This window comes from Aurantimonas sp. NFXS3, assembly GCF_049132005.1.
GTDB classification, from domain to species: Bacteria; Pseudomonadota; Alphaproteobacteria; order Rhizobiales; family Rhizobiaceae; genus Aurantimonas; species Aurantimonas coralicida.
Genome location: NZ_JAGDDZ010000001.1, coordinates 358981 through 384433, shown reverse-complemented (window position 1 = coordinate 384433; position 25453 = coordinate 358981). Strand labels below are relative to the sequence as shown.

Genomic DNA, 25453 nt, shown 5'->3' with positions numbered 1-25453 from the left:
CCTCACTTTTCTTTTTTCTTGTACATCGCCAGCATGCGCTGGGTGACGAGGAAGCCGCCGAAGATGTTCACCGACGCCAGGATCAGCGCGATGAAGCCGAAGGTCGTCGCGATGCCCGAGGCGGAGATGCCGACGGCGAGGATCGCGCCGACGATGATCACCGAGGAGATGGCGTTGGTGACCGACATCAGCGGCGTGTGCAGCGCCGGGGTCACCGACCAGACCACGTAGTAGCCGACGAAGATCGCCAGGACGAAGATCGCCAGGTGAAAGACGAAGGGATCGATGCCGGACACGGCATGGCCGACGGCGCCTGCCGCCTCGCCATAGCCTTCGCCGAGCATGCGTTCGACACCGGTGCGCGCGTCGCGGATGGCAACACTGGCATCGTTCAGACGCTGCAGCGTCGCCTGAGCGGTTTCCTCGGCCATTACGCCTCTCCCCCTTCGGTCTTCTCTGCCGCGTCACTTGCCGGCGTGGCAGGTGCGGCCGGCGCCTCGGCGGCGGCGAAGTTCGGATGCACGACCTTGCCGTCGCGGGTCAGCAGCGTCGCCTGCACCAGCTGATCGTCGAAGTCGATCTTCAGCGCCTTGGTTTCCTTGTCGATCATCGTCTCGAGGAAGGTCGCGAGGTTCTTGGCATAGAGCAGCGAGGCGCTCGCCGCGATGCGACCCGGGACGTTGAGATGGCCGATGATCTTGGCCGGCCCGACCTGCGTGACGGTGCCAGCTTCGGCACCCTCGATATTGCCGCCGCGCTCGACGGCGAGATCGACGAGCAGCGATCCCGGCTTCATCGATTCCACCATCGCACGGGTCACGAGGCGCGGTGCCGGCCGGCCCGGGATGAGTGCCGTGGTGATCACCACGTCCTGCTTGGAGATGTGCGATGCGACGAGCTCGGCCTGCTTGGCCTGATACTCCTTCGACATCTCCTTGGCGTAGCCGCCGGCAGTCTCGGCGGCCTTGAACTCGTCGTCCTCGACGGCGATGAACTTGCCGCCCAGGGACTCGACCTGCTCCTTCGCCGCCGGCCGCACGTCGGTGGCCGTGACGATGGCGCCGAGGCGCTTGGCGGTCGCGATGGCCTGCAGACCGGCAACGCCGGCGCCCATGACGAAGACGCGCGCGGCCGGAACTGTGCCCGCCGCAGTCATCATCATCGGAAAGGCCCGGTCGAACTCGGCCGCCGCGTCGATCACCGCCTGGTAGCCGGCGAGATTGGCCTGCGACGACAGGATGTCCATGGACTGGGCGCGGGTGATGCGCGGCATGAACTCCATGGCGAAGGCGAGGACGCCGGCCTCGGCCATGGCCTTGACCTCATCGTCGCGGCCATAGGGGTCCATCGCGGCAATGACCAGCGCGCCCGACTTGTATGACTTCAGCTCATCGGCCGACGGGCGGCGGACCTTCAGCACGACATCGGCGTCGCCGGCATCAGCGGTCGAACCGATGGTGGCGCCGGCGGCCTCGAAGGCCGCGTCGGTAATACGCGAATCGGCGCCCGCGCCGGTTTCCACGACGACCGTGGCGCCCAGACCGGTGAGTTTCTTCACCGTGTCGGGCGAGGCAGCGACACGGGGCTCGCCCGCCTCGCGCTCCTTTGGCACGAACAGTTTCAACGCGTAGGCCTCCCGGAATTGTATTCAGTCATGGGGCAGCCGGCGCGCGGATCGCACCGCTGGCTGCCCGAAGTCGCAACGATCGTCTCAGGCGACGAAGTAGGCGATCACCATGAGGGCGATGAAGGTGCCGAAACCGCCGATGAAGCCACCGCCGGCGAGCAGGCCGACGAGCATACCAAGCATGATCGCGATGACGGCGATCGAGCCCCACTTGGTCGCGACGAGGAAGCCCTCATAGGTCCGCTCGTGCTCGGGATAATCCATCTCGGCCGGATGATCGGTGTCGTAGGTCGGCAGGCCTGCCATTCGAAATTCTCCTGATCGTCAGTCGCTCGGCACATACACGATCCCGCCACAATGTGGCAATGGCAACCGCAATGCAGCATGATCATCCACCGATGCGAAAGCGACCCCTTCCACCTGCGACGGGCTCCGCAACCAAGCGACTGGCATACAAAAATGGCCGGCGCCCGAAGACGCCGGCCATGACGATCGCGGTTGCAATCGGCTGAGAGAGATCAGGCGACCTTGCGGTCCTCGTGACGCCCCTCTTCCACTTCTTCGATGATCTTGGCGACGAAGGCCGGGATGTCGCCCGGGTTGCGCGAGGTGATCAGCGCCTCGTGGACGACGACCTCCTGGTCGAGCCAGTTGCCGCCGGCGTTCTTCACGTCGGTCTTGATCGAGTTGTAGGAGGTGATGTCGCGGCCGCGCACGACGTCCGCCTCGATCAGCAGCCACGGTGCATGGCAGATCGCGGCGAGCGGCTTCTTGGAGTTGAAGAACTCGCGCACGAAGCTGACCACCTTCGGGTCGGCGCGCAGGGCGTCCGGGTTGATCTGGCCGCCCGGCAGGACCAGTGCGTCATAGTCGGTCACGCGCACTTCCGAGAGCGTCTTGTCGACCGTGATCTCCTTGTCCCAGTGATCCTGGTCCCAGCCCTTGATGGTGCCGGATTTCGAGGAGATCACATGAACCTCGGCGCCGGCTTCCTTCAGCTTGGCCAACGGTTCGGTCAGTTCCACCTGCTCGAAGCCGTCGGTGGCCAGAATGGCGATCTTGGATTCCTTGATGCTTGGCATGGTCGTGTCCCTTTCATTCGGCCGAGCGCCGACACGCCATCCTTGAGGGAAAGGCTGCGGACCGGCTCGGCGAGATGTGACGTTCCCCCACCAAACGGGGCCTGGGGCGCCAAGTTCCGCTACTCAACGATCCTGAACGTGTCCGGTGCGTTGAAGATCAGCGAACACGTCTTGGCGTGCAGCGATGTTCCCGCGATAAGCTGTAAGAGGAGGGGGCAGCCGCTGCCGGATTCGGCGGCCGTCCCGAACACGCCAATGCCAGGGGACCGGCCTTTGGGTTTCTCGGATCTCTCGCTGGTTCTGCAGATCGTCGCGGGCCTCGCGTCGCTGTGGGTCAGCTTCGCCTTCGTCGCCGTATGCTTCGTGAATATCCTCGAAGTCCGGCGCCGGCCGACGGCCGTGCCGCGGACGGCGCGCACGATACTGTCCCTGGCTCCGGTCTGGCTGTTCGCGCAGGGCTACATCGCCGCACTGGCCAAATGGTTCACCATCCGCAACGACATCAGCCTTCCGGCCGTCGGCGAACTGGTCCTCGCCCTGACGCCGGGCGTGAACGTCGTCTATGGCTGGGACTGGTTCGTCGACATCCTGTGGTTCAACGGCAAGCTGCTCGCCGCGCTCTTCGGCGGCGATTTCGGCTGAGGAGTTGAAGCGCCACCGGCCTGCTCACTCCGGATCCGGCAGATCGTCGATCGCCGCCACCGCATCGGCAAAGCCGAAGCCCGCCCGTACCATGGCGGCAACGTCGCGATCGCGGCGCTCGGCGCGGTTGCGCAGCCGGTGCGGACCCAGCCGCCGGCGCCGTGCATAGGCAAACGCCGCCTGCCGGTCGCTGGTCTCGTCGGCGGCGAGGAGTTCCTCCACCAGATCCCGCTCGACGCCCTTTTCCGACAGCTTGGCCGCGACCATGCGCTGCGAGGTGCCGCGCCGCCGCAGGCTGAGCACCCGCGCCTCGCCATAGGCGCGGTCATCGACCAGCTTCAGCTCGACGAACTTGGCGACCGTTTCGTCGATCTCGTCCGAAAACGCGCCCGCATCCTCGCCGCGTGCATGGGCGCGGCGCATCACCTTGCGCTCCAGCACCCGGCGCAGATTGGCGGTCGAGGAGGAATAGCGTTCCAGGTAATACGCCGCGGCCCGGAACAGCCATTCGCGCGTTATCGGCCGTGGCGGCTTGGGCGTATCGCCGGCAGTGTCGGCCCGTTTCGAGGTCATGGGGCCTTCTAGCCCTTGGCAAGCGGCAGCCGCAACGCCGCCGCTCGCTTGCTCCTCGCTCTATTCCGCCGCTTCCGCCATCCGTCCCGCATGGTCGAAGGCCGACAGCGCCGCCTCGCGCCTGGTCGCGGCCTCCGCGGCAAAGCGCCGACGCACCGGCCCGAAGCCCTTCAGCGTCTCCGGCCAGCGCGCCAGCGCCACCGCGGCGTCGTGATTGCCCGGCGAAAGCTCGGCCAGAATGCGATCGAGCGTTGCCTCGTACTGTGCCCGTTCCCCGCGCTCGGCCCGCCGCTCTGCGGTGCGCGCGAAGGGATCGAACAACGTGCCGCGCAGGCCCTTCATGGCCGCCAGCACCTTGAAGCCGGTCATCATCCAAGGCCCGAAGGCGCGTTTTTTCGCGCGCCCCTTCGGCCCGGTCTCGCCCATGATCGGCGGCGCGAGATGGAATTCCAGCCGGTCGTAGCCGTCGAAGCGGTCGGAGATCTGCGCCGCGAAGCTGCCGTCCGTGTAGAGCCGCGCGACCTCATATTCGTCCTTCACCGCCATCAGCCGGTAGAGCTGGCGGGCGACGGCGTCGGTCAGGTCGCTCCGGCAGGGCGCCATCCGCTGCTCGGCGGCCCGGACCGCATCGACGCGCCGGCGGTAGCGCTCGGCGAAGGCCACATCCTGATAGGCGGTCAGATCGGCAATGCGCCGTGCAATCGCCTCGTCCAGGGTCTCGGAGACGCGGCGATGTTCCAGCCGCTCATCGCCGCTGTCCTGCGCGACCGGCATGTTGGCAGGATCATGGGAGATGGCCCGGCCCCATTCGAAGGCCGAGAGATTGGCCGCCACCGCAACCCCGTTCATCTCCAGCGCCTTGCGGATCGCTGCGCGCGACACCGGCAACGCGCCGGTCTGATAGGCCATGCCCAGCATCAGCATGTTGGCGAAGATCGCGTCGCCGAACAGCGCCACAGCCAGTTGTTCGGCGTCGACGATATGCAGATGGTCGTCGCCTGCCGCCTCGCCCAGCGCCGAGATCAGTCGCCGCGTCGGGAAGGAGAAGTCCACATTGCGGGTGAACTCGCCCGACAGGGTCTCGTGGCTGTTGACGACGACCTCGGTCCGCCCCGCCGCGATGGTGGCGCGCACCTTGGCCGAGGCGGCGGTCACCATGTCGCAGCCGATCACCAGCCCGGCGTCGCCGGCCGCGATGCGGATCGACTTCAGCTCCGCCGGCGTGCGCGCGATCCGCACATGGCTCATCACCGCGCCGCCCTTCTGGGCAAGGCCGGCCATGTCGATGATCCCGGCGCCGCGTCCGTCGAGATGCGCCGCCATGCCGATGATCGCGCCGATCGTCACGACGCCGGTGCCGCCGACGCCGGTGATGACGATGCCCACCGGCTGATCGAGGTCGCGGGCCGCCGGCTCCGGCACCTCAGGAGCCTCGGCGCTCCTGCGCGCGCCCTTCTTCAACGCGCCGCCATGTACGGTGACGAAGGAGGGGCAGAAGCCTTCGAGGCAGGAGAAATCCTTGTTGCAGGCCGACTGGTCGATCTGGCGCTTGCGTCCGAACTCGGTCTCGACGGCGGTGATCGCCACGCAGTTGGACTGGACGCCGCAATCGCCGCAGCCCTCGCAGACCCGCTCGTTGATGACGACGCGCTTGTCCGGATCGGGAAACCTGCCGCGCTTGCGCCGGCGCCGCTTCTCGGCGGCACAGGTCTGGTCGTAGATCAGCACCGTCAGGCCCTCGACCTCGGCCAGATCGCGCTGCACGGCGTCGAGCTCGGATCGATGGTGGATGGTGATCCCCGCCGGCAGACCGGCATTGCCGCGGTGCTTCTCCGGCTCGTCGGAGACGATGGCGATCCGCTTCGCCCCCTCGCCGGCCACCTGCGCGGCGATCGAGGGTACCGTCAGCCCGCCCTCATGGGCCTGACCGCCGGTCATGGCGACGGCGTCGTTGTAGAGGATCTTGTAGGTGACGTTGGCGCCCGAGGCCGCCGCCGCCCGCAGCGCCAGCGCGCCCGAATGGTTGTAGGTGCCGTCGCCGAGATTCTGGAAGACGTGGCGACGCGACGAGAAATGATGCTCGCCGATCCAGTTGGCGCCCTCGCCGCCCATCTGGGTGTAGCCCTCGGTCGACCGGTCCATGGCCTGCGCCATGAAGTGGCAGCCGATGCCGGCATAGGCTCGCGCGCCTTCCGGCACATGCGTCGACGAGCTGTGCGGGCAGCCGGCGCAGAAATACGGCGTGCGCAACGCGATTTCGGATGTCGCCGCGGTGTGGCCGCACAGGGCTTCGAGGCTTGCCAGATGTCCCGCCAGCGCTTCGCTCGGGCTGCGCTCGACGACGCGCCGGCCGATCGCCACGGCGATGTCGTTGGCGTCGAGCGAGGCCTTCGGGGTGAACAGCGTCCCGCCCGCTTCGTCTGTCTTGCCGATCACCAGCGGCGCATTGGCCGTGCGGTAGAGGATCTCCTTGACCTGCCCTTCGACGAGCCCGCGCTTTTCCTCCACCACGATGATCCGGTCGAGCCCGGCGGCAAAGCGCCGCACGAAGTCCGGATCGAGCGGCCAGGGCAACGCCACCTTGCCGAGCCGGACGCCGAGATCGGCGGCCGCCACTTCGTCGATGCCGAGGCTCGCCAGCGCCTGCTCGACGTCCAGCCAGGACTTGCCAAGCGACAGGATGCCGGTCTTTGCCCCGCGCCCGCCGGAATGCACGATCCGGTCTAGGCGGTTCGCCGCGATGAACGCCCGCGCCGCCGGCAGGCGGAAATCGTGCAGCATCGCCTCCTGCTCCAGCGGATGGGCGGCGCGGCGGATGTTGAGCCCGCCCGGCGGCATGTCGATCTCGGGAAATTCGAACCGCAGGCCGGACGGGTCACAATGGATCGTGGCGGTCGATTCGATGTTGTCCTTCACGCACTTCATCGCCGTCCACAGGCCGGAGAAGCGCGACAGGGCGAATGCCGCGAGGCCGTAGTCGAGGATCTCCTGCACGCCGGCCGGATTGAAGATCGGGATCATCGCGTCGACGAAGGCGAACTCCGACTGGTGCGCCGTCGTCGAGGATTCGCAGGTGTGATCGTCGCCCATCAGCGCCAGCACGCCACCATTGCGCGAGGTGCCCGACAGATTGGCGTGGCGGAAGGCGTCGCCGGAGCGGTCGACGCCCGGCCCCTTGCCGTACCAGATGCCGAAGACGCCATCGTGGCGGCCCTCGCCGCGGATCTCCGCCTGCTGCGCGCCCCACAGGGCCGTCGCCGCCAGATCCTCGTTCAGCGCCGGCTCGAAGATGATGCCGTTCTTCGACAGCACCGGCTTGGCCCGGGCGAACTGCTGGTCGAGACCTCCCAGCGGCGAACCGCGATAGCCGGTGACATAGCCGGCCGTGTCGAGCCCGGCCCGGCGGTCCCGCGCCGCCTGCATCAGCGCCAGTCGGACGATCGCCTGGCTCCCCGACAGGAAGACGTCGCAGACGTCGAGATCGTACTTGTCGTCGAGCGAAACGGTGCGTGTGGTCATGGCGCGATGTCCTCCCCTGGCCGACATGCCGGCGAAGGATCGCCGACACGCTCCAAGCATTCTGCCTTGCTTACTGTTTTGCAGCCCGGCGCCGTCTCCGTCAAAGCCTTTCGGGATCATCCCGCAAGGGACCCGGCGGGGCTGCCCGCCAGCCGGCGAAAAGCCTGTTCGTCCGACATGGTATCACCGGGCGCGGCTCTTGCGCTGCTTCGGGATTTTCCTTAACGACGGGCGAATTCCCAGGCTTCGGGCAGACTGTCGGCGCAGCGCTTTCGAGCGGCTTCGCCCGTCGAACGCGTCGCGGGGACAGAAACGGGGGCGAACCGGGCCGAAGCTCACTTCACGGCGCGCCAGGGCACCATGGGGAGATCCGGCCGGATGTCAGCTCTTCTATCGTTTTCGCGCGGCGTCGATCGCGTCACCACCTTCGTCGGTCGGGGCGTCTCCTGGCTCGTCCTGCTGGTGGTGCTGGTCAGCGCCGGCAATGCGGTGATCCGCAAGCTCTTCGACATCTCGTCCAATGCCTGGCTCGAGCTGCAATGGTACCTGTTCGGCGCCATATTCATGCTCGCCGCGGCCTGGACGCTGCTGAAGAACGAACACATCCGCGTCGACATCGTCTCGAACATCCTGTCGAAGCCCACCCGCGACTGGATCGACTTTCTCGGCCACATCCTCGCATTGCTGCCCTTCACCGGCCTGATGATCTGGCTGCTGACCCCTTACGTCCTGCAGTCGTTCAATCGCGGCGAATATTCGCCGAATGCCGGCGGCCTGATCCTGTGGCCGGCCAAGGCGCTGCTGCTGGCGGGCTTCATTCTCCTGTTCCTGCAAGGGCTGTCCGAGCTGATCAAGCGCGGCGCGATCCTGTTCGGCGGGATGGAGGACACCACCCCCATGGCCTCCAGCCATGCCGAGCCGGTCGAGCTGGCGGCGCTCGCCCCCGACCGTCCGGAAGGCGGCACCGAACCTCCACCCCTTGATGACGACGCCCGCAACGGCGGTTCGGGAGCCATCCGATGATCGAGTTCGTCGCCCACAATCTGGCGCCGATCATGTTCGGCTCGCTGGTGATCTTCCTGCTGCTCGGCTACCCGGTGGCGTTCTCGCTGGCTGCCAACGGCCTGTTGTTCTTCATCATCGGCGTCGAACTGGCGCCGCTGTCGCCCGACATCAACCTGTTCTGGCCGCTGCTCGGCGCCCTGCCCGACCGCTTCTTCGGCGGCGTCATGGCCAACGAGACGCTGCTGGCGATCCCCTTCTTCACCTTCATGGGACTGATCCTCGAGCGTTCCGGCATGGCCGAGGACCTGCTCGACACGATCGGCCAGCTCTTCGGCCCGCTGCGGGGCGGCCTCGCCTATGCGGTGATCTTCGTCGGCGCGCTCCTGGCGGCCACCACCGGTGTCGTCGCCGCCTCGGTCATCGCCATGGGCCTGATCTCGCTGCCGATCATGCTGCGCTACGGCTACGACCGCCGGCTGGCCAGCGGCGTCATCGTCGCCTCCGGCACGCTGGCGCAGATCATTCCGCCGTCGCTGGTCCTGATCGTCCTCGCCGACCAGCTCGGCCGCTCGGTCGGCGACATGTATTCCGGCGCGCTGGTGCCGGCGCTGGTGCTGACGTCGCTCTATGTCGGCTACGTCTTCATCCTGACCATGCTGCGGCCCAATGTGGCGCCGGCCCTGCCGCCCGAGGCCCGCACGCTCGGCCGCGGCGTCACCTCCCTCGCCATCGCAGCGGCAGCCGCCGTCGTCATCGCCTATGGGATGACGGTCTATCTCGACGGCAAGGTCGCGCAGGGCGCCGGCATCTGGGGCGCAACGGTCGCGGTTCTGGCCGTCTACGTCGTGGCCGTCGCCAACAAGGCGCTCAAGCTGCCGCTGATGTCCTACCTCACCCAGCAGGTGATCATCGTCCTGATCCCGCCGCTGGCCCTGATCTTCCTTGTGCTGGGCACGATCTTCCTCGGCGTCGCCACGCCGACGGAGGGCGGCGCCATGGGCGCGGTCGGCGCGCTCATCCTCGCCTTTGGCAAGCGCAAGCTGAACCTGTCCCTGATGACCCAGGCGATGGAATCGACGACCAAGCTGTCGGCCTTCGTCCTGTTCATACTGATCGGCGCGCGCGTCTTCTCGCTGACCTTCTACGGCGTCAACGGCCATATCTGGGTCGAGGAACTCCTGACCTCGGTGCCCGGCGGCGAGACCGGCTTCCTGATCGTCGTCAACATCCTGGTCTTCTTCCTGGCGTTCTTCCTCGACTTCTTCGAGCTCGCCTTCATCATCGTGCCGCTGCTGGCGCCGGCGGCGGACAAGCTGGGCATCGACCTGATCTGGTTCGGCGTGCTGCTCGGGCTGAACATGCAGACCTCGTTCATGCATCCGCCCTTCGGCTTCGCGCTGTTCTACCTGCGCTCGGTCGCGGCCCGCGTGCCGTATCTGGACCGCATCACCGGCAAGCGCATGGAGCCGATCACCACGGGCCAAATCTACTGGGGCGCGGTGCCCTTCGTCTGCATCCAGATCATCATGGTCGCCCTGACGATCATGTTCCCGCAGATGGTCATGCGCTACAAGACCGAGGTCCCACAGATGGACCCGTCCGAGATCCGGCTGCAGATGCCGTCCTTCGACGGCGGCCTCGGCCTGCCGCCCTTGGGTGGCGCATCGGGAACCGGCGGAAATCAGCAGAACAACCCGCTCGGCCTGCCGCCCCTGGGCCTGCCGCCCATCGGTGAACCCGGCGCTCCGGCGGGTGGTCCGTCGGCCCCGGCACAGCCTGGCGCGACCGCTCCCGCCCAGCCGGCCTTCGGCCTGCCGCCACTGGACTTCAATTCCGGCCTTGGCGGCGGCCAGGCTCCGGCGACGGGCACCGCACCGGCAGCGCCCGCAGCCGAACCCGCAGCACCGGCCGCCCCGAGCGGCGAGCCCGCTCCGGTCGACCTGTCGCAGCCGCCGGTCATCCAGTAACCGGCGGCGCGTCATCCTCCGCGTTGGCGGAATGACGCTTCCGGCCGCTCCCGCTGCAGGCTAGTCTCGGCCCCAAACGGGCCGGGAGACACGCGCATGACGATCACGCCAGACCGGGCAACGGCCCTTGCCGCCGTCGCTATTCTCGCCCTTACGAGCAGCGCGCAGGCCAACGACACGACGGCCAATCTGGCGGCGGGCGGGCTGGTCTTCACCACCACCGACGCCATCGCCATGCAGCGCGAGGAGCTGTTCATCTCCGAGGAGCGCATTTCGGTGCGCTACGAGTTCGTGAACGCCGGGGCCGAACCGGTGACGACGACCGTCGCCTTCCCCATGCCCGATATCCGCATCGATCCCTATGGCGGCGACGTCTCCATCCCGTCGGGCGACCCGGACAACCCACTGGCCTTCTCGACCCGCGTCGACGGCGAGCCGGTCGCCATGCGCCTCGAGCAGAAGGTCTTCGTGGACGAACGCGACGTGACGGCGACGATGCGGCAACTGCGCCTGCCCCTCGCCCCGCAGGCAAGTTCGGCGCGCGACGCACTCGACGCACTGCCGCCCTCCGACCGCGCCATCGTGCTCGACCTCGGCATCGCGATCGAGGAAACCTACGATATCGGCCAGGGAATGGAGACGCATCTGGCGCCCGACTGGACGCTGCGCGCCACCTATCACTGGGAGCAGACCTTCGCCCCGGGCAGGACGATCGTCGAGCATGACTACGTCCCGTCGGTCGGTGGCGGCGTCGGCGCCATGCTGGGCCAGCCATGGGCCGGTCCCGACGATGTCGCCGCCCAGCGGGAGCGCTACTGCATCGACGACGACTTCATGGCCACCGTCGAGCGACGGACGCGGGCGGCCGGTCCCGATGCCATGCCCTTCCAGGAGCGCTGGATCGACTACATCCTGACGACGGGCGGCAACTGGGCGGAGCCGATCGGCGACTTCAGCATGGTCATCGACAAGGGCGCGCCGGAGAACCTCGTCAGCTTCTGCGCCACCGGCGTCACCAAGATCGCGCCGACCCGCTTCGAGGTCCGCAAGCGCGACTACACGCCGACGGAAGACCTGCACGTCCTGATCCTGATCCCCACCGGCCGCTGAATTTCGTCGAGGGCCAACGCAAAACGGCCCCGCGCGTCGCCGACGCCGGGGCCGTTTCATGGCGAAGTCTGCCGATGGTCAGGCGGCGGTGCGCAGACGGGCTTCGGCGGCCGGTACGACCGGTGCGGCCGGCGTCTCGGCGACCCGGCCCAGAATGCCGAGCTCGTAGGCGAGCGATGCCGCTTCCGCGCGGGCGCGGTCAAGGCCGGGCGCGACCTCGTCGGGCAGGGTGAAGATCGTGCCGCCATGCAGGAACGGCGCCTCGTAGGCGGCGCGCTGAACGAGACCGATCGGCAGGCGGCGGGTCTCGCTGGTGCCGATGATCGCCTCGACACTGCGGGCCACGCGGCTCGGGATCGCCGTCACGGCGCTGGCCACGAAGCAGCGGTCGCGGCCCTTGCGGCCGGTTCCGGCATCGGCCGCCAGAAGCTGGTCGGTCAGGAGCGCCGAATAGGCCGACAGCGGCGAGAACCGCACCGGGATCAGCGCATGATCGGCAAGACGCGCGCAAAGCCGGATCATCTCACCCTCGTCCCCGGCGTCGATGATCGCCGCGTCGCCGCGGCGGCGCGCCGCGCGAACGAGCTGCTCGATGACCAGCGGATCGTTGGTCCGCTCCACCGTGACCTTGGCGGGCAGGCCGGCCTGTGCCCAGGCGGCCAGATCGCCGTCCCGCGCGGCGTCGATGACGATGACCGGGATCTCGGCGGCCGCAGCGACGCCCGCGAGCGTCATGGCCAGGGTGGACGTGCCGGAGGTCTTCAGGGAGCCGACGGAAATGACAGGGATCATGGGAAAGCCTCGTAGCGGAACGCGAAGCGATCATTGTCCCGACATGGTTAACAGCCGGTTAACGGGCCGGCCGCGGCTTAATCATTCGGCAAGGAAAAGGCCCGGCGCGCTGACGCACCGGGCCTTCGGTCTCGGATCGGATCGTCAAGCGATCAGTTGCCCTGCGGCACCAGCGCACCTTCGCGCTGCTTGATCATCATGAAGGTGTCGAAGGTGTATTCGGCCACCTGCTGCCAGAGATAGGTATCGTTGCGATAAGCAACCATCGAATCGTAGATCTTCTTGAAGGCCGGGTTGCTGCCGTTGATCTCGGCATAGACCTCCTGCGTGGCGTCGAAGCTCGCCTGCATGATCTCCTGGCTGAACGGGCGCAGCTGCGCGCCGCTCTGGACCAACGTCTTCAGCGCCGTCGGATTCTTGTAGTCGTATTCCGACAGCATCTCGAGCGTGACGGCGCGCGACGCGGTGGCGAGGAGGCTCTTGTAGGCCTCGGGCAGCTTGTCGTACTCGGCCTTGTTGGAGAAGAAGCACAGCGCCAGGCTGCCTTCCCACCAGCCGGGATAATAGTAGAACGGCGCGACCTTGTAGAAGCCGAGCTTCTCGTCGTCATAGGGTCCGATCCACTCGGCGGCGTCGATGACGCCCTTTTCCAGCGACGGGTAGATGTCGCCGCCGGCGATCTGCTGCGGCACCACGCCGAGCTTCTGCAGCGCCTGACCGGCGAGACCCGCAATGCGCATCTTCAGGCCGTTGAGGTCCTGGACCGTGTTGATCTCCTTGCGGAACCAGCCGCCCATCTGCGTGCCGGTGTTGCCGCCCGGCAGATAGTGCAGGCCCTCGGTGTTGAAGAACTCGTTCAGCAGACCGAGGCCGCCGCCATAGTAGAGCCAGGCGTGCAGGCCGCGGGCGTTCAGCGTGAACGGCACGGTGGCGCCCAGCGCGTAGGTCGGGTCCTTGCCGACATAGTAATAGGATGCGGTGTGGCACATCTGGACGGTGCCGTCGCTGACCGCGTCGGCGGCCTGCAGGCCCGGCACGATCTCGCCGGCCGCGAAGACCTGGATGTCGAAATTGCCGTCGGTCGCCTCGCGCACGAACTTCGCCATGTCCTCAGCACCGCCATAGATGGTGTCGAGCGATTTCGGGAAGGACGAGGTGCAACGCCACTGCACCTTCGGCGTCGACTGCGCAATGGCCGGGGCTGCGAGCGAGCCGGCGCCGGCAACGCCCAGGGCGCCGACGGTGGAATTCCTGATGAACTTACGACGATCCATATCGAACAAGACCTTAGACTGCGCCAGGGGACACGGGGGTCCGGCGCTGGGGAGCGAACGTCTGGCCTCGGGCCGGCGCGAGCGGCCGTCCATGCCAGCACGACAATCCCGCCGGCGGGTGCCGACGGGCATTACGGTCGGACAACGGCCCGCCACGGCGGGTGCCATGGCGGGCCGTTGCCCGGAACCATCGATCGGCGCCGCCTCGGGCGGCACGCGACCTTTCGATCAGAGCGCGCCTTCGCGCTGCTTGACCATCATGAAGGTGTCGAAGGTGTATTCGGAGATCTGGCTCCACAGATAGGCGTCCCGCTTGAAGGCGTTCTGGCTCTCCAGAAGCTTGCGGTAATCCTCGTTCTCGGAGGCGATCTCCTCGTGGAGTTCCTGCGCGGCCGCGAAGCTCGCCTGCATGATCTCCTGGCTGAACGGACGCAGTTGAGCGCCACCCTCTGCCAGCCGCTTCAGGGCCAGCGGATTGCGATAGTCGTAGCTGGCCATCATCGAGCAGTTCACCGCCCGGCTGGCCGCGCTCAGCATCGCCTTGTAGCTGTCCGGCAGGCTGTTCCACTTGTCGGCATTGACCATCAGGTGCAGCGCGGCGCCACCTTCCCACCAGGCCGGATAGTAGTAGTAGGGCGCCACCCGGTAGAAGCCGAGCTTCTCGTCGTCATACGGACCGACGAACTCGACGGCGTCCAGCGTGCCCCGCTCCAGCGCGGCATAGATGTCGCCCGCCGCGATCTGCTGCGGCACGACGCCGAGCTTTTCCACCACGCGGCCGGCGAGACCGGCGATCCGCAGCTTCAGACCCTTCAGATCCTCGACGCTGTTGATTTCCTTGCGGTACCAGCCGCCCATCTGCGCGCCGGTATTGCCGGCCGGCATCGCATGGACGCCGCTCTTGGCGTAGAATTCGTTCAGCAGTTCGTTGCCGCCGCCCTCGTAGAACCAGGCGTTCTGCTGGCGTGCGTTCAGGCCGAACGGCACCGCCGTGCCGAAGGCGAAGGCCGGGTTCTTGCCGACGTAGTAGTAGGACGCGGTGTGGCCGAGTTCGACCGTGCCGCCCTGCACCGCGTCGAGCACCTGGCCGCCCGGCACGATCTCGCCGGCGGCGAAGAGCTGGATGTCGAACTGGCCGTCGCTGATCTCGCGCACATGGTTGGCGAGCGCTTCGGCCGTCCCGTACAGCGTGTCGAGCGACTTCGGGAAGGACGAGGTGAGGCGCCACTGGATCTGCGGGCGCTCCTGCGCGATGGCGGGAGCCGCGAGGCTCGACGCGCCAAGGCCGGCCACGCCGGCGCCGATCGCGCCCTTGGCCGCACCACCGATGAATTTGCGTCTGTCCATGAGATGCCTCCCCGAATGCAAGGCGCCGCCTCGTCGGCGGCGTGAATCCATGCTGGCCGGGTCCTCCCGCCAGCCGTCGCGCGGGATCGTAAGCATCGAGGATCAAAAGGCAAGCGCGCATCGCGATGCTCGGGTGCCCGGCCGGGAGAGCTGCCGGCAGGACGCCCCCGCCCCGCGCCTCAGCCCTGGAGCTGAAACGCCTCGAAACTGTGCAGCGCGTCCTCGATCGGCTGCGTGTGGCGAGACGGCTCACCCTCCCCCACCCAGCTCCATTGCTGCGTCAGCAGCCTGCCTTCGGTGCGGTCGGTCTTCAGGTCGATGGCCGCAACGATCCGGTCGCCGACGAGAACCGGCAGGGCGAAATAGCCGAGAACCCGCTTCTCCTTCGGAACATAGGCCTCGAAGCGGTGCTCGTAATCGAAGAACAGGGCCAGTCGCCGACGCTGGATGATCAGCGGGTCGAAGGGCGACAGCACATGGACCACCGGCGCGGTGGCCTCGGGGATCGTCGCCAGCGTCTCCGGCTCGGCCCAGTGCTCGACCTTGCCGGCGTCCTCGACCGCCACCGGGACCAGCTCCCGGCTGCGCACGCGCGCCGCGATCAGCTCGCGGATCGCCGGCTTGCGGGCCGCGGAAAGATGGCAGACAGAATCGAGGCTGACGAGACCCTGCGCCCGCAGCGCCCGATCCAGCATATAGGCGGCGACCTGGCGCTCGCTCGCCGGGCGCGGCCGCCGCTCCCAGCCGAAATGCCGGTCCATCAGCTCGTAGGTCTTCAGCATGCCGGTGCGCTCACTGACCGTCAGCGCGCCGGTGTAGAACGCCATCTGCAACGCCCGCTTCGACGGCTTGCGGCTGGCCCAGGCATGATCCTTCTCGACCAGAACGTCGTCCTCGATATCGCGGATCGACAACGGCCCCTCCTTGCGGATGAGCGTCAGCACCTTCTTCAGGTCGGCAGGGCTCACGCGCTCGAACCAGCGCGACGGCGCTTCCCGATGCCGTTTCATCTCCGGCAGGAAGAAGCGGATGTCGCGCGTCGGGACATAGGACAGGGCGTGCGTCCAGTATTCGAAGACGCTCTTGTCGAGGCTCTGGGCCCGGTGCAGATCCGCCCGGCGATAGCCGGGAATGCGGCTCCACAGGATGTGATGGTGGCAGCGCTCGATGACGTTGATCGTGTCGATCTGGACGTAGCCGAGATGCTCGACGGCGGCGCGGGTCGCGTCCGGCCCGTCGCCGAACGGCGCGGCGACGTCCAGCCGCTGGGCGCGCAGCCAGATCCGCCGGGCTTCGGCCTTGCTCAGGGAAACGGGCGGTCGGGAGGCAGGCGGCATGGGGCGTGTAGTCTCTCGGCAGGCAAAGCGGCGGCGCGGCAAGTCTAGCCTTCGCCAACGCCCCATTGCCAGCACGGTTGCCGCAGCCGGGCCACCCGGAAACCCGGCGTCATGGCCGGGTGGCGAGCCAGATGACATGGCGCGCACCGCGCTTTGTCTGCCGGGCCCGCACCTTGACCTCCTCGACCGCAAAGCCCGTGCGCTGCAGCCGCGTGGTGAAGCTGCTGTCGGGTCCCGACGACCAGACGGCGAGAACGCCGCCCGGCCGCAGCGCCGCATAGGTCCGCGCCAGGCCCTTGGTGTCGTAGAGCCTGTCGTTCTCGCGGCGCGTCAGCCCTTCGGGGCCGTTGTCGACATCCAGGAGAATCGCGTCGAAGGCTTCCTTCTTCGCGGCGATCAGCTCGCCGATGTCGCCCTGCGAGATCGACACGCGCGGATCGTCGAGGCAACCGTCGAACAGATCGGCCATCGGCCCCCGCGCCCAGGTCACGATCGCCGGAACGAGTTCCGAGACGGTCAGGCGGACCTTCGGCCCGGCGACGGCGAGCGCGGCGCGCAGGGTAAAGCCCATGCCGAGCCCGCCGATCAGCACATGCGCCTCGGGCCGGTCGGCGATCCGCTCCTGCGTCAGCGTCGCCAGCGCCTCCTCCGACCCGCTGAGACGGCTGTTCATCAATTCGATGGTGCCGACCATGATCGAATATTCGGCGCCGCGGCGCGACAGCTTCAGCTGGCCGCCAGCCGGCACCTCGGCCGTATCGAGACGTTCCCAGGGGATCATGCGTCACTCATCGTTCGGGCGGTCAAAGGGCTGTTCGTGCACGCGCGCTAGCACAGCCCAGCCGGTTTGGCGAAGGCCGATCAGGTGCCGCAGAAGGTCTGCGTCACCCGTTCCTCGGCCCGTGGCGCCTCGGCATAGGCGGCATGCTCGGGCTGGTCCTCATAGGGATTGGCCAGCACTGCCAGCAATTCCTCGAAGGGCGCGTAGTCCTGCCGCTCGACCGCCGCGACGATCGCCGCCTCGACGCGATGATTGCGCGGGATGAAGGCCGGATTGACCCGCCGCATGGCAGCGGCCCGCTCGCCGGCCGGCCGGGTCTCTTCGGACAGTCGCGCACGCCAGCGCGTCGCCCATTCGTCATAGGCCGCCGGATCGTCGAAGAGCGCCCGAACGCCGGCATCCGTGTCCTCGCTGTCCGCCGCATTGCAGAGGCGGCGGAAGGTCAGCGTGTAGTCGGCGGTATTCGCGGCCATGCGCTCCAGCAGGTCCTGCGCCAGTTCCAGATCGCCCTCGCGCGCTTCGCCGAGGCCGAGCTTCGCCTGGAGCCCGCCGACATAGGCGGCGTTGAAGCGGTCCGAGAAGCCGGACAGCGCGTCGCGCGCCTTGGCGATCGCCGCCTCCTCATCCGTGTCGATCAGCGGCAGCAGCGTCTCGGCAAGCCGCGTCAGGTTCCACAGCGCGATGCTCGGCTGGTTGGCATAGGCATAGCGGCCCTGCCGGTCGATGGCGCTGAAGACCGTGCCGGGATGATAGGCGTCGAGGAAGGCGCAGGGACCGTAATCGATGGTCTCGCCGGAGATCGCCATGTTGTCGGTGTTCATCACGCCGTGGATGAAGCCGAGATTGAGCCAGCGCGCCACCAGTTCGGCCTGCCGGCCGGCCACGGCCGCGATCAGCGCCAGATACGGGTCCTCGGCCTCCGCTGCTTCCGGGTAGTGGCGGGCTATCGCATGGGCGCTCAATTCCCGCAGCGCCGCCTCGTCGCCGCGGGCGGCGAAATACTGGAAGGTGCCGACCCTTATGTGGCTCGACGCCACCCGCGTCAGGACCGCGCCGGGCAGCAGCGTTTCGCGAAACACGCTCTCGCCCGTGGTCACGGCGGCGAGCGCCCGCGTTGTGGGAACGCCCAGCGCCGCCATCGCCTCGCTGACGATATATTCCCGCATCACCGGGCCGAGCGCCGCGCGCCCGTCGCCGCCGCGCGAAAACGGCGTGCGCCCCGCGCCCTTCAGCTGCAGATCGCGCCGCCGACCGGCCGTGTCGACCACCTCGCCCAGAAGGATCGCCCGGCCGTCGCCGAGCTGCGGCACGAAATGCCCGAACTGGTGTCCGGCATAGGCCATGGCGATCGGCTCGGCGCCCTCGGGCAGCCGCTTGCCGGCCAGCATGTCGACGCCCTCGGGCGTTTCCAGCATGTCGGCATCGATGCCGAGTTCGGCGGCCAGTGCGCGATTGACCTTGATGAGCTGCGGCGCGTCCACGACGGCCGGTGCAACCTGCGCGTAGAAGTCGGCCGGCAGACGGGCGTAACTGTTGTCGAAGGGGATCTGGGCGTTCACGGGGCCGCTCCGTGGTCTGGGCGATCACGGCGTCCGGCGGCGGCTGCAGTCTCGTTGCAGCACGCGGCACCTGCGCCGGTCACAAGATGGCGGCGCGATGTCGTCAGGATCATGCGCGCGCGTTATCCCGGACATGGCGTCCGCCCGGCCCGATTTCCAGACATCGCGTGGCCGGGCACAGATGATGTCGGCCATCCCCCATGGCATTGCCGGGCGCCGGCACATGCCGGGCCCGGCCATGATCACTGCATCGGCTACATCGTGCCGTTGCGCTGCTGGATCATCATGAAAGTGTCGAAGGTATATTCGCTGAGCTGCGCCCAGAGAAAGGCGTCCTTCTTGAAGGCCAGCTGGTTCTCGTAAATCTCCTTGAACTTCGGATTCTCGGCGGAGATTTCCGCATAGGTCTCCTTGGCCGCATCATAGGCCGCCTGCAGAATCTCCTGGCTGAACGGCCGCAGCTGCGCGCCCTGCTGCACCAGGCTCTTGATCGCTGCCGGATTCTTGTGGTCGTAGGACGCCATCATGTCGCAATTGGCCGCCTGGCAGGCGGCGCGCACGATCTCCTGATAGTGCTTGGGCAGGCCGTTCCACTTTTCCAGATTGATCATGGTGTGCAGCGCCGGGCCGCCTTCCCACCAGCCAGGATAATAATAGAACGGCGCGACCTTCACGAAGCCGAGCTTCTCGTCGTCATAGGGGCCGATCCATTCGGCGGCGTCGATGACCCCCTTCTCCAGCGACGGGTAGATGTCGCCGGCGGCGATCTGCTGCGGCACCACGCCGAGCTTCTCGATGATCTTGCCGCCCATTCCGCCGATCCGCATCTTCATGCCCTTGAGATCGTCGAGGGTGTTGATCTCCTTGCGGTACCAGCCACCCATCTGGACGCCGGTATTGCCGCAGGGCAGACCATAGAGACCCTCGGTCTCGAAGAACTCGTTCATCAGCCGCGTGCCGTCGCCGTAATAGAGCCAGGCGTTGGTCTGGCGCGCGTTGAGGCCGAAGGGTACCGCGGTAGCGAGCGCATAGACCGGGTTCTTGCCCCAGTAATAATAGGACGCCGTGTGGCACATCTCGGTGGTGCCGGAGGCGGCGGCATCGGCGGCTTGCAGCCCCGGCACGATCTCGCCCGAGGCGAAGACCTGCACGTCGAACTTGCCGTCCGATGCGCCCTTGATGAAGGCGGCCATTGTCTCGGCGGCGCCATAGATCGTGTCGAGCGACTTGGGAAAGGACGAAGTGCACCGCCAGGTCAGCTGCGGGCTTTCCTGCGCGATGGCCGGCGCCGCGAGCGTCGAGGCCGCGGCCGCGCCAAGGCCGGCACCGCCCGCCTTCTTGATGAAAGAACGACGATCCATATCATACCCTCCACTTATTGTTCACATCGCAGAACAATTCTGCCGACCGGAAGTCACGGCGATCACTCCTCCCGATCGCACCCGACATTTACTGATTAGCTTACTGCGGAGATCAGCGAAAGCACCGCGCGCGAAAGCTCATTCCGGCCCCGCCTTCGCAGCGTCACCGCCTGCGGCAGCACGGCATTCGACATTCGGCGGCGGTCACCTTATCTGCCGGGAAACCCTGTCGCCGAAGGCCCCTTCATGACCGCCTCCCCCATCCTCGTCGCCGTGCCCGCCGACGTTCGCAGCTTCGAGAACTACGACTGGCACGCCACGCCCGACACCTATCTGAAGGCACTGACGCGGGTTGCCGGCGCCACTCCGGTGATCGTGCCGGCCCTGTCCGGCGAATTCGACGTCGACGCCCTTCTGGGCCGCGTCGACGGGCTGCTGATGACCGGCTCGGCCTCCAATGTGCACCCCGATCGCTACGGCGTTCCGCCGAGCCGGGCCCACGAGCCCTTCGACCCGGCCCGCGACCGGCTGACCGAGGCGATGATCCGGGGGGCATTGGCGGCCGGCGTGCCGATGCTGTGCGTCTGCCGCGGGCACCAGGAACTCAACGTCGCCCTGGGCGGAACGCTGGCGACCGAGATCCAGGAACTGGATGGCCGCATGGATCATCGGGCAACGCCCAACAAGGACCAGCGCGAGCGCTATGCCACGCGCCATGCCGTGGCGGTGACGCCGGGCGGCGTGCTCGCCGGGATCGTCGGCAGTAACGAGATCCGCGTGAACTCGCTGCACCGGCAGGCGATCGACCGGCTGGCCGACGGCCTCACCGTCGAAGCGAGCGCCCCGGATGGTACCGTCGAGGCCGTCTCGGTCGAGGGCGCGAAGGCTTTCGCCCTCGGTGTCCAGTGGCACCCCGAATACTGGGCGGAAACGGACGCTGCCTCCACAGCGATCTTCAAGGCCTTCGGCGATGCCTGCCGCGCCCATGCGGCGCGACGCGCCGACGCGCCGCGATGAGCGAGCTGACCGTCTGGTACGATGGCGGCTGCCCGCTCTGCCGCCGCGAGATCGCGATGATGCGGCGGCTCGACACCGCGCAGGCGATCGACTTCATCGATGTCGATGATGCGAGCGCCGATTGCCCGATCGACCGCGGCGACCTGCTGGCAAGGTTCCACGCCCGCGAGGACGGCACGCTTCTGTCGGGCGCCGCCGCCTTCGCGGCCATGTGGCGCGCCATCCCGCGCCTGCGGCCCTTGGGCCTCGCCGCCCGCAACGGCGCCGTCCTCTGGGTGCTCGAACGCGCCTACCGGCAGTTCCTGCGGATCAGGCCGCGGCTGCAGGGGCTGGCCCGGCGCGCGGACAGTTCCGCCCGCATCTAGGACGGCACCGGGTCAGCCGCAGATGTCCGCCTTGCAATCGCGGAATTCGGCGCGGGCATCCTTCTTGCAGTCGCGCCGGTCGCGGCCTGTGAATGTCTCCTGACACGCATCGATCGCATCCCGCTTCATCTCGCGGCATGTCTTCCGGCATTCGCGAGTCAGCCCTCGCGCGCACCGGCGAGCCTGCCTGTTGCAATACCGCCATTCCGACCGTGACGTTGAGTCTCCGATGCATTCCATCACGCTGGGGCACGTTTGCGCGAATGCAGGCATACTCGACTGCGGCAGGATGAACATAAAAGCCAATAACGAGGCAATAAAATAAGTCTTCATTGCGAATATTCCCAATATTGATTGCAATACGGGAACACAGAGAGCGCAACACCGGAACGTCAACTGTTGATCAGGACGTTTTCCCTTGGGTCATAAAAGGCGCATATCGGGTTGACTTCACCTGATGTGCGCCAGACAGCCCGCCGTCAGGTCTGCTGCACGGTGTTTCACCTGAAAGACCCGTCGGATCACACGGTCTGCAGCGCACCGCCGAGCAGGAGCAGGCCGACCAGCATCAGGAACAGCGCGCCGGCGATTTCCAGGCCGGCCCCGATCCAGCGTCCGCGGGCTCCATCGCCGCCGAAGCGCAGCGCCGTGCCCTTGGCGAAAACGGCGAGGGAGGCGATGGCGGAAACGGTGATCGCAGTGCCCAGCGCCATGGCGAACACCGAGAGAATGCCGCCGAGATACAAGCCGTTGACCAGCCCGAAGGTCAGAACGACGATCGCGCCCGAACAGGGTCGCAGCCCCACGGCGATCACCGCGGACAGGGCCGAGCCCAATGTCATCCGGTCGTTCAGCGCCTTCGGATCGGGCATGTGGGACCGCCCGCACCCGCAGAGTTCCGCATCGTCGGTACAGATCTCCGCGGCAAATCCCGACGAGGCCGGCTGCATCAGCGGCGCCGATCGGGTCCGCTCGGGGGCCGCGAAGGCGAGGCCTCCGACCGCCCCGCCGCTTCGCGAGGCGGCGAAACCTCCGGGCGATGCAAATGCAAGCGCGCCGCCCGTCGGCCGCATCCGCCGCGCCAGCCCGACGAGCTTGCGGATCAAAAGCCACGCACCGAAGCCGGCGATCAGGGCATAGGAGGCGATCTCCAGAAGATCGGTCGCGTCGGTCATCGACACTGCGGTGCCGCGCAGCAGGAACCAGCCGGCGCCCACGACGACGATCGCCGAAATCGCCTGCACCAGCGACGAGGCGAAGGAGAGGACGATCCCGCGGCGCAATTGCACCTCGTTGGCCAGCATGTAGGCCGAGATCACCGCCTTGCCGTGTCCCGGGCCCGCGGCATGGAAGACGCCGTAGACGAAGGACAACCCGACGAGGAACGGCAACGCCGCGCCATCGGTCTTCAGCGCCACCAGCGCATGGCGCAGCGAGGTGAAGAACTGGCGCTGATAGACGGCGATCTCGGTGAAGATCGCGCCGAAGAAGCCGCCGGATGGCTGCGCCGTCACTTCGGCGCTGCCGATGCCGAGCGACGATTTGGCCAGCGCCGGATCCACCGCCATCGCGGCGAGGAGCACGGCGCAGAGGACGATCAGCTCGCGGCCGCGCACGACACCTCCACCCGCGTCGCCAGCGCCTGCGAGTAATTGATGCCGTCCTCGGGAATGCTCTCGTCGGGCCCGAGGCTCGCGACCGATTCCATCCATTCCTTGGCGGCGGCATCCTGGTCCGGCACGACCAGCTGCTTGGCGCAGCTCTTCGGCATGTCGATCATCAGGAAGTCGTCGGCGCTGGTGAAATCGAAGGCGACGAAGAAGGTCTCGTCGAAATTCGACACGGTCAGCTTCGACTTGGAGAGATCGACGGTTTCGGCGGCCGGCATCTCGAAGAACATCAGCAGCTGACCGTTCTCCCAGAGGGTGCGGATCTCGTCCGGCGGCGACATCGCCACCTTCTTTCCGTCGGCCTCGACGAAGGTGTAGAAATCCCACTCCGCGATGGATTCCTTCACGGTGTCGCCCACCGCGACGAGCTCGCCATCCTCGAGCTGACCATTGGCGTTGGTGTCGAAATCCACCAGCACCGACGAGGAGAAGAGTTCGTCCATGCGCCAGATGTTGCGGATCGCCCCAAGGTGTCCGTCCGGCGTGCCGACGATCTCGACATTGGCCTCGGCGAAGACATGCGGATGGGCAACAGCAATCGTCGGCGTCAGTGACACCGCCATCACTGCCAGCGCAGCAGCCAAACCTCGGTCGATCATCGCCATCCCTCGTGAAGTCCCGCCAACCAGAACAGGACAAGCATGGCCGAAATTTGAACCGGGAGGCTTTCGCGAAGCCGAAGCCGTTAGCGCAGGACGAGGACCTGGGCGCCGACATGCACCCGTTCGAACAAATCCTTCACGTCGGCATTGCGCATCCGGAAGCAGCCGGACGAGGCGGCGCTGCCGATCGAGTTCGGCGAATTGGTGCCATGGATGCGGTAGGCACCCCAGCCCAGATTGATCGCGCGCTCGCCCAGCGGGTTCTTCGGACCCGGCCCGATCGACTGCGGCAGCCGCGGGTTGCGCGCCCGCATCGAGGGCGTCGGCGTCCAGGTCGGATGCTCGCGCTTCTTCGACACCCAGCTCTTGCCGAACCATTGCTCGCTCGGCTTGCCGACGGCGATGTCGTAGACCAGCGCCCGGCCGCCTCCGGTCACCAGGTAGAGCTTGCGCTCCCCGGTCTTGACGATGATCGTGCCGGAATCGTGCTCGGCCGCGAAACTGATCTCGCGTGCCGCGCCGCCTGCAAGGCTGTAGGCGGGCGACGACGCGGTGGTGAGGACGACGGCCGCGAAGGCCGCGAGAAGGGCGCGGTTTTGCATGCCGCCAGACTAGGCCGACATCGCTGAATCTTCGGTAAAGGCCGCGGTGCTAGAGCCCCCTTGGGAATGGCCTCTCAACTGTCCGCCGTCAGGTCCGGTCGTCGCAGCTGAGGCCCTGCAGGCGCCGGGAATCGCACTTCTTGAACCAGTTGGCGAGGTAGTCGACGAACAGGCGGACGCGGGCCGGCAGATGCCGGCGATGCGGGAACACGGCATAGATGCCGGCCTCGCTCGGCATGTAGTCGTCGAGCACCGTCACCAGCCGGCCGCTTTCCAGATCGCGCCGGACGACGAAGGTCGGGCTGAGCGCCAGGCCGAGCCCGGCAATCGCCGCAGCCCGCACGGTCACCGGGCTGTTCGCGGTGAACTGGCCCGACACCGTCACCGGGATGGTTTCCTTGGTCTGCGGATCGCGGAAGACCCAGTTGGAGAACATCCGCGAATTGGAATCGATGACCGCCGGATAGCCGGCGATCTGCGAAGGGTGATTCGGCCGCCCGAGACGCTGCAGCAGTTCCGGGCTCGCCACGATGGCGAAGTCGAGCGAGGCCAGGCGGCGGGCGATCATCGCGGAATCGGCCAGGCGCGTCATGCGGATGGCGACGTCGAACCCTTCCTCCACCAGATTGACGAAGCTGTCGTCCAGGTGGATGTCGAGCCCGATATCGGGATGATCCTTGGCGAAGTCGACGAGGCTGAGGCCGAGCTCGGCGTCGCCGAAGGTGCGGGCCGCCGAGACCCGGATCGTCCCCTTGGCCTCGCCGGTCGCCTCGCGGGCCTCCTCGTTGAGGCTTTCCAGATCCGACAGGATCGCCGAGGCGCGCGACAGATAGACTTCGCCGGCGGCGGTCAGCGCGATCTGCCGCGTCGTGCGGTTGATCAGGAGCGCGCCGAGTTCGTCCTCCAGCTCACGGACATATTTCGACAGCAGCGCCTTGGATCGCCCGGTCTTGCGGGCCGCCGCCGAGAACCCCTCGTTCTCCACGACCGAGATGAAGGCGCGCATCCGCGTCAGAGTATCCATGGTGCACCTTCTGAAGGCTTGGCATCGCTGCTGCCGATCGGCGGCCGGCCCCCTTCCTTGATCGGACCGGACCAAAAATCAACTCCGGGAACTTTTTCCACTTGCATATGACGAATCCCGGGCATAGGTCTCGCCTTGCCCCAAGTCGCACGTGCCTGTGGGCGTCCCCCGGTCCTCGAATGCGAGGGTTGCCGGGA

23 protein-coding genes are annotated in these 25453 nt (G+C 67.2%); 6 read left to right on the top strand and 17 right to left on the bottom strand.

All coding sequences use genetic code 11. The features are described 5' to 3' along the window. Nucleotides 1–2 precede the first annotated feature (2 nt). From J3367_RS01640 to J3367_RS01625, 4 genes are all read right to left on the bottom strand, one after another. On the bottom strand, nucleotides 3–431 hold the full coding sequence (locus J3367_RS01640) for an NAD(P) transhydrogenase subunit alpha (protein WP_024349036.1): 429 nt from the start codon (nucleotides 429–431) through the stop codon (nucleotides 3–5). After that, nucleotides 431–1624: a Re/Si-specific NAD(P)(+) transhydrogenase subunit alpha gene (locus J3367_RS01635; protein ID WP_024349037.1), complete on the bottom strand. Its 1194-nt coding sequence runs from the start codon at nucleotides 1622–1624 to the stop codon at nucleotides 431–433. Before J3367_RS01635 ends, J3367_RS01640 begins: the two co-directional genes overlap by 1 nt. Before the next feature lie 87 nt (nucleotides 1625–1711). Then, nucleotides 1712–1933, bottom strand: a complete 222-nt coding sequence (locus J3367_RS01630; RefSeq protein WP_024349038.1) for an aa3-type cytochrome c oxidase subunit IV — start codon at nucleotides 1931–1933, stop codon at nucleotides 1712–1714. Between the two features lie 212 nt (nucleotides 1934–2145). After that, entirely contained in the window at nucleotides 2146–2709 is a 564-nt protein-coding gene (locus J3367_RS01625; RefSeq protein ID WP_024349039.1) for a type 1 glutamine amidotransferase domain-containing protein, read from the bottom strand. Between the two features lie 273 nt (nucleotides 2710–2982). On the opposite strand from J3367_RS01625, the gene J3367_RS01620 reads away from it, so the two are divergent. Next, on the top strand, nucleotides 2983–3351 hold the full coding sequence (locus J3367_RS01620) for a hypothetical protein (protein ID WP_024349040.1): 369 nt from the start codon (nucleotides 2983–2985) through the stop codon (nucleotides 3349–3351). A gap of 24 nt (nucleotides 3352–3375) precedes the next feature. Here J3367_RS01620 and J3367_RS01615 read toward each other — a convergent pair whose 3' ends face one another. Further along, nucleotides 3376–3924: a regulatory protein RecX gene (locus tag J3367_RS01615; protein ID WP_024349041.1), complete on the bottom strand. Its 549-nt coding sequence runs from the start codon at nucleotides 3922–3924 to the stop codon at nucleotides 3376–3378. A gap of 60 nt (nucleotides 3925–3984) precedes the next feature. Beyond that, entirely contained in the window at nucleotides 3985–7443 is a 3459-nt protein-coding gene (locus J3367_RS01610) for an indolepyruvate ferredoxin oxidoreductase family protein (protein WP_024349042.1), read from the bottom strand. A gap of 378 nt (nucleotides 7444–7821) precedes the next feature. Between J3367_RS01610 and J3367_RS01605 the strand changes: the two genes are divergently transcribed. The 3 genes from J3367_RS01605 to J3367_RS01595 all read left to right on the top strand — a co-directional run bounded on the left by J3367_RS01605 (nucleotide 7822) and on the right by J3367_RS01595 (nucleotide 11525). Then, a complete protein-coding gene (locus tag J3367_RS01605) occupies nucleotides 7822–8466 on the top strand; it encodes a TRAP transporter small permease subunit (RefSeq protein WP_421460071.1) in 645 nt (214 codons plus the stop codon). Beyond that, a complete protein-coding gene (locus tag J3367_RS01600) occupies nucleotides 8463–10415 on the top strand; it encodes a TRAP transporter large permease (protein ID WP_024349044.1) in 1953 nt (650 codons plus the stop codon). The genes J3367_RS01605 and J3367_RS01600 overlap by 4 nt, the downstream gene beginning before the upstream one ends. Nucleotides 10416–10511: 96 nt before the next feature. Next, a complete protein-coding gene (locus J3367_RS01595; RefSeq protein WP_024349045.1) occupies nucleotides 10512–11525 on the top strand; it encodes a DUF4424 domain-containing protein in 1014 nt (337 codons plus the stop codon). Between the two features lie 78 nt (nucleotides 11526–11603). Here the strand turns inward: J3367_RS01595 and J3367_RS01590 are convergent, their stop codons facing one another. The 7 genes from J3367_RS01590 to J3367_RS01560 all read right to left on the bottom strand — a co-directional run bounded on the left by J3367_RS01590 (nucleotide 11604) and on the right by J3367_RS01560 (nucleotide 19976). Continuing rightward, nucleotides 11604–12317: a hypothetical protein gene (locus tag J3367_RS01590; protein WP_024349046.1), complete on the bottom strand. Its 714-nt coding sequence runs from the start codon at nucleotides 12315–12317 to the stop codon at nucleotides 11604–11606. A 152-nt stretch (nucleotides 12318–12469) separates the two neighbouring features. Then, nucleotides 12470–13591 carry a TRAP transporter substrate-binding protein gene (locus tag J3367_RS01585; RefSeq protein ID WP_024349047.1) on the bottom strand — a complete coding sequence of 374 codons (1122 nt, stop codon included), beginning with the start codon at nucleotides 13589–13591 and terminating at the stop codon, nucleotides 12470–12472. A 228-nt stretch (nucleotides 13592–13819) separates the two neighbouring features. Further along, the gene (locus J3367_RS01580; protein ID WP_024349048.1) at nucleotides 13820–14938 is read right to left on the bottom strand and encodes a TRAP transporter substrate-binding protein; all 1119 of its coding nucleotides are present in this window, start codon (nucleotides 14936–14938) and stop codon (nucleotides 13820–13822) included. Nucleotides 14939–15117: 179 nt separating this feature from the next. Further along, on the bottom strand, nucleotides 15118–16275 hold the full coding sequence (locus tag J3367_RS01575) for a winged helix-turn-helix domain-containing protein (protein ID WP_024349049.1): 1158 nt from the start codon (nucleotides 16273–16275) through the stop codon (nucleotides 15118–15120). Between the two features lie 109 nt (nucleotides 16276–16384). Next, nucleotides 16385–17056 carry a spermidine synthase gene (locus J3367_RS01570; RefSeq protein WP_024349050.1) on the bottom strand — a complete coding sequence of 224 codons (672 nt, stop codon included), beginning with the start codon at nucleotides 17054–17056 and terminating at the stop codon, nucleotides 16385–16387. An 80-nt stretch (nucleotides 17057–17136) separates the two neighbouring features. Then, on the bottom strand, nucleotides 17137–18615 hold the full coding sequence (locus J3367_RS01565; RefSeq protein WP_024349051.1) for a protein adenylyltransferase SelO: 1479 nt from the start codon (nucleotides 18613–18615) through the stop codon (nucleotides 17137–17139). A 254-nt stretch (nucleotides 18616–18869) separates the two neighbouring features. Next, on the bottom strand, nucleotides 18870–19976 hold the full coding sequence (locus tag J3367_RS01560) for a TRAP transporter substrate-binding protein (protein ID WP_024349052.1): 1107 nt from the start codon (nucleotides 19974–19976) through the stop codon (nucleotides 18870–18872). Nucleotides 19977–20222: 246 nt separating this feature from the next. Here J3367_RS01560 and J3367_RS01555 point away from each other — a divergent pair, with 246 nt between their 5' ends. Both J3367_RS01555 and J3367_RS01550 read left to right on the top strand, forming a co-directional pair. Then, entirely contained in the window at nucleotides 20223–20993 is a 771-nt protein-coding gene (locus tag J3367_RS01555) for a gamma-glutamyl-gamma-aminobutyrate hydrolase family protein (RefSeq protein ID WP_024349053.1), read from the top strand. Then, nucleotides 20990–21358 carry a thiol-disulfide oxidoreductase DCC family protein gene (locus J3367_RS01550; RefSeq protein ID WP_024349054.1) on the top strand — a complete coding sequence of 123 codons (369 nt, stop codon included), beginning with the start codon at nucleotides 20990–20992 and terminating at the stop codon, nucleotides 21356–21358. Before J3367_RS01555 ends, J3367_RS01550 begins: the two co-directional genes overlap by 4 nt. 521 nt (nucleotides 21359–21879) lie before the next feature. Here the strand turns inward: J3367_RS01550 and J3367_RS01545 are convergent. The 4 genes from J3367_RS01545 to J3367_RS01530 all read right to left on the bottom strand — a co-directional run bounded on the left by J3367_RS01545 (nucleotide 21880) and on the right by J3367_RS01530 (nucleotide 25256). Beyond that, nucleotides 21880–22926, bottom strand: a complete 1047-nt coding sequence (locus tag J3367_RS01545) for a nickel/cobalt transporter (protein WP_051141507.1) — start codon at nucleotides 22924–22926, stop codon at nucleotides 21880–21882. Between the two features lie 29 nt (nucleotides 22927–22955). Then, nucleotides 22956–23627: a DUF1007 family protein gene (locus J3367_RS01540; protein WP_024349056.1), complete on the bottom strand. Its 672-nt coding sequence runs from the start codon at nucleotides 23625–23627 to the stop codon at nucleotides 22956–22958. Nucleotides 23628–23713: 86 nt separating this feature from the next. Next, the gene (locus J3367_RS01535) at nucleotides 23714–24232 is read right to left on the bottom strand and encodes a L,D-transpeptidase (RefSeq protein WP_024349057.1); all 519 of its coding nucleotides are present in this window, start codon (nucleotides 24230–24232) and stop codon (nucleotides 23714–23716) included. 88 nt (nucleotides 24233–24320) lie between these two features. Continuing rightward, a complete protein-coding gene (locus J3367_RS01530; RefSeq protein ID WP_024349058.1) occupies nucleotides 24321–25256 on the bottom strand; it encodes a LysR family transcriptional regulator in 936 nt (311 codons plus the stop codon). Nucleotides 25257–25453: the final 197 nt, after the last annotated feature.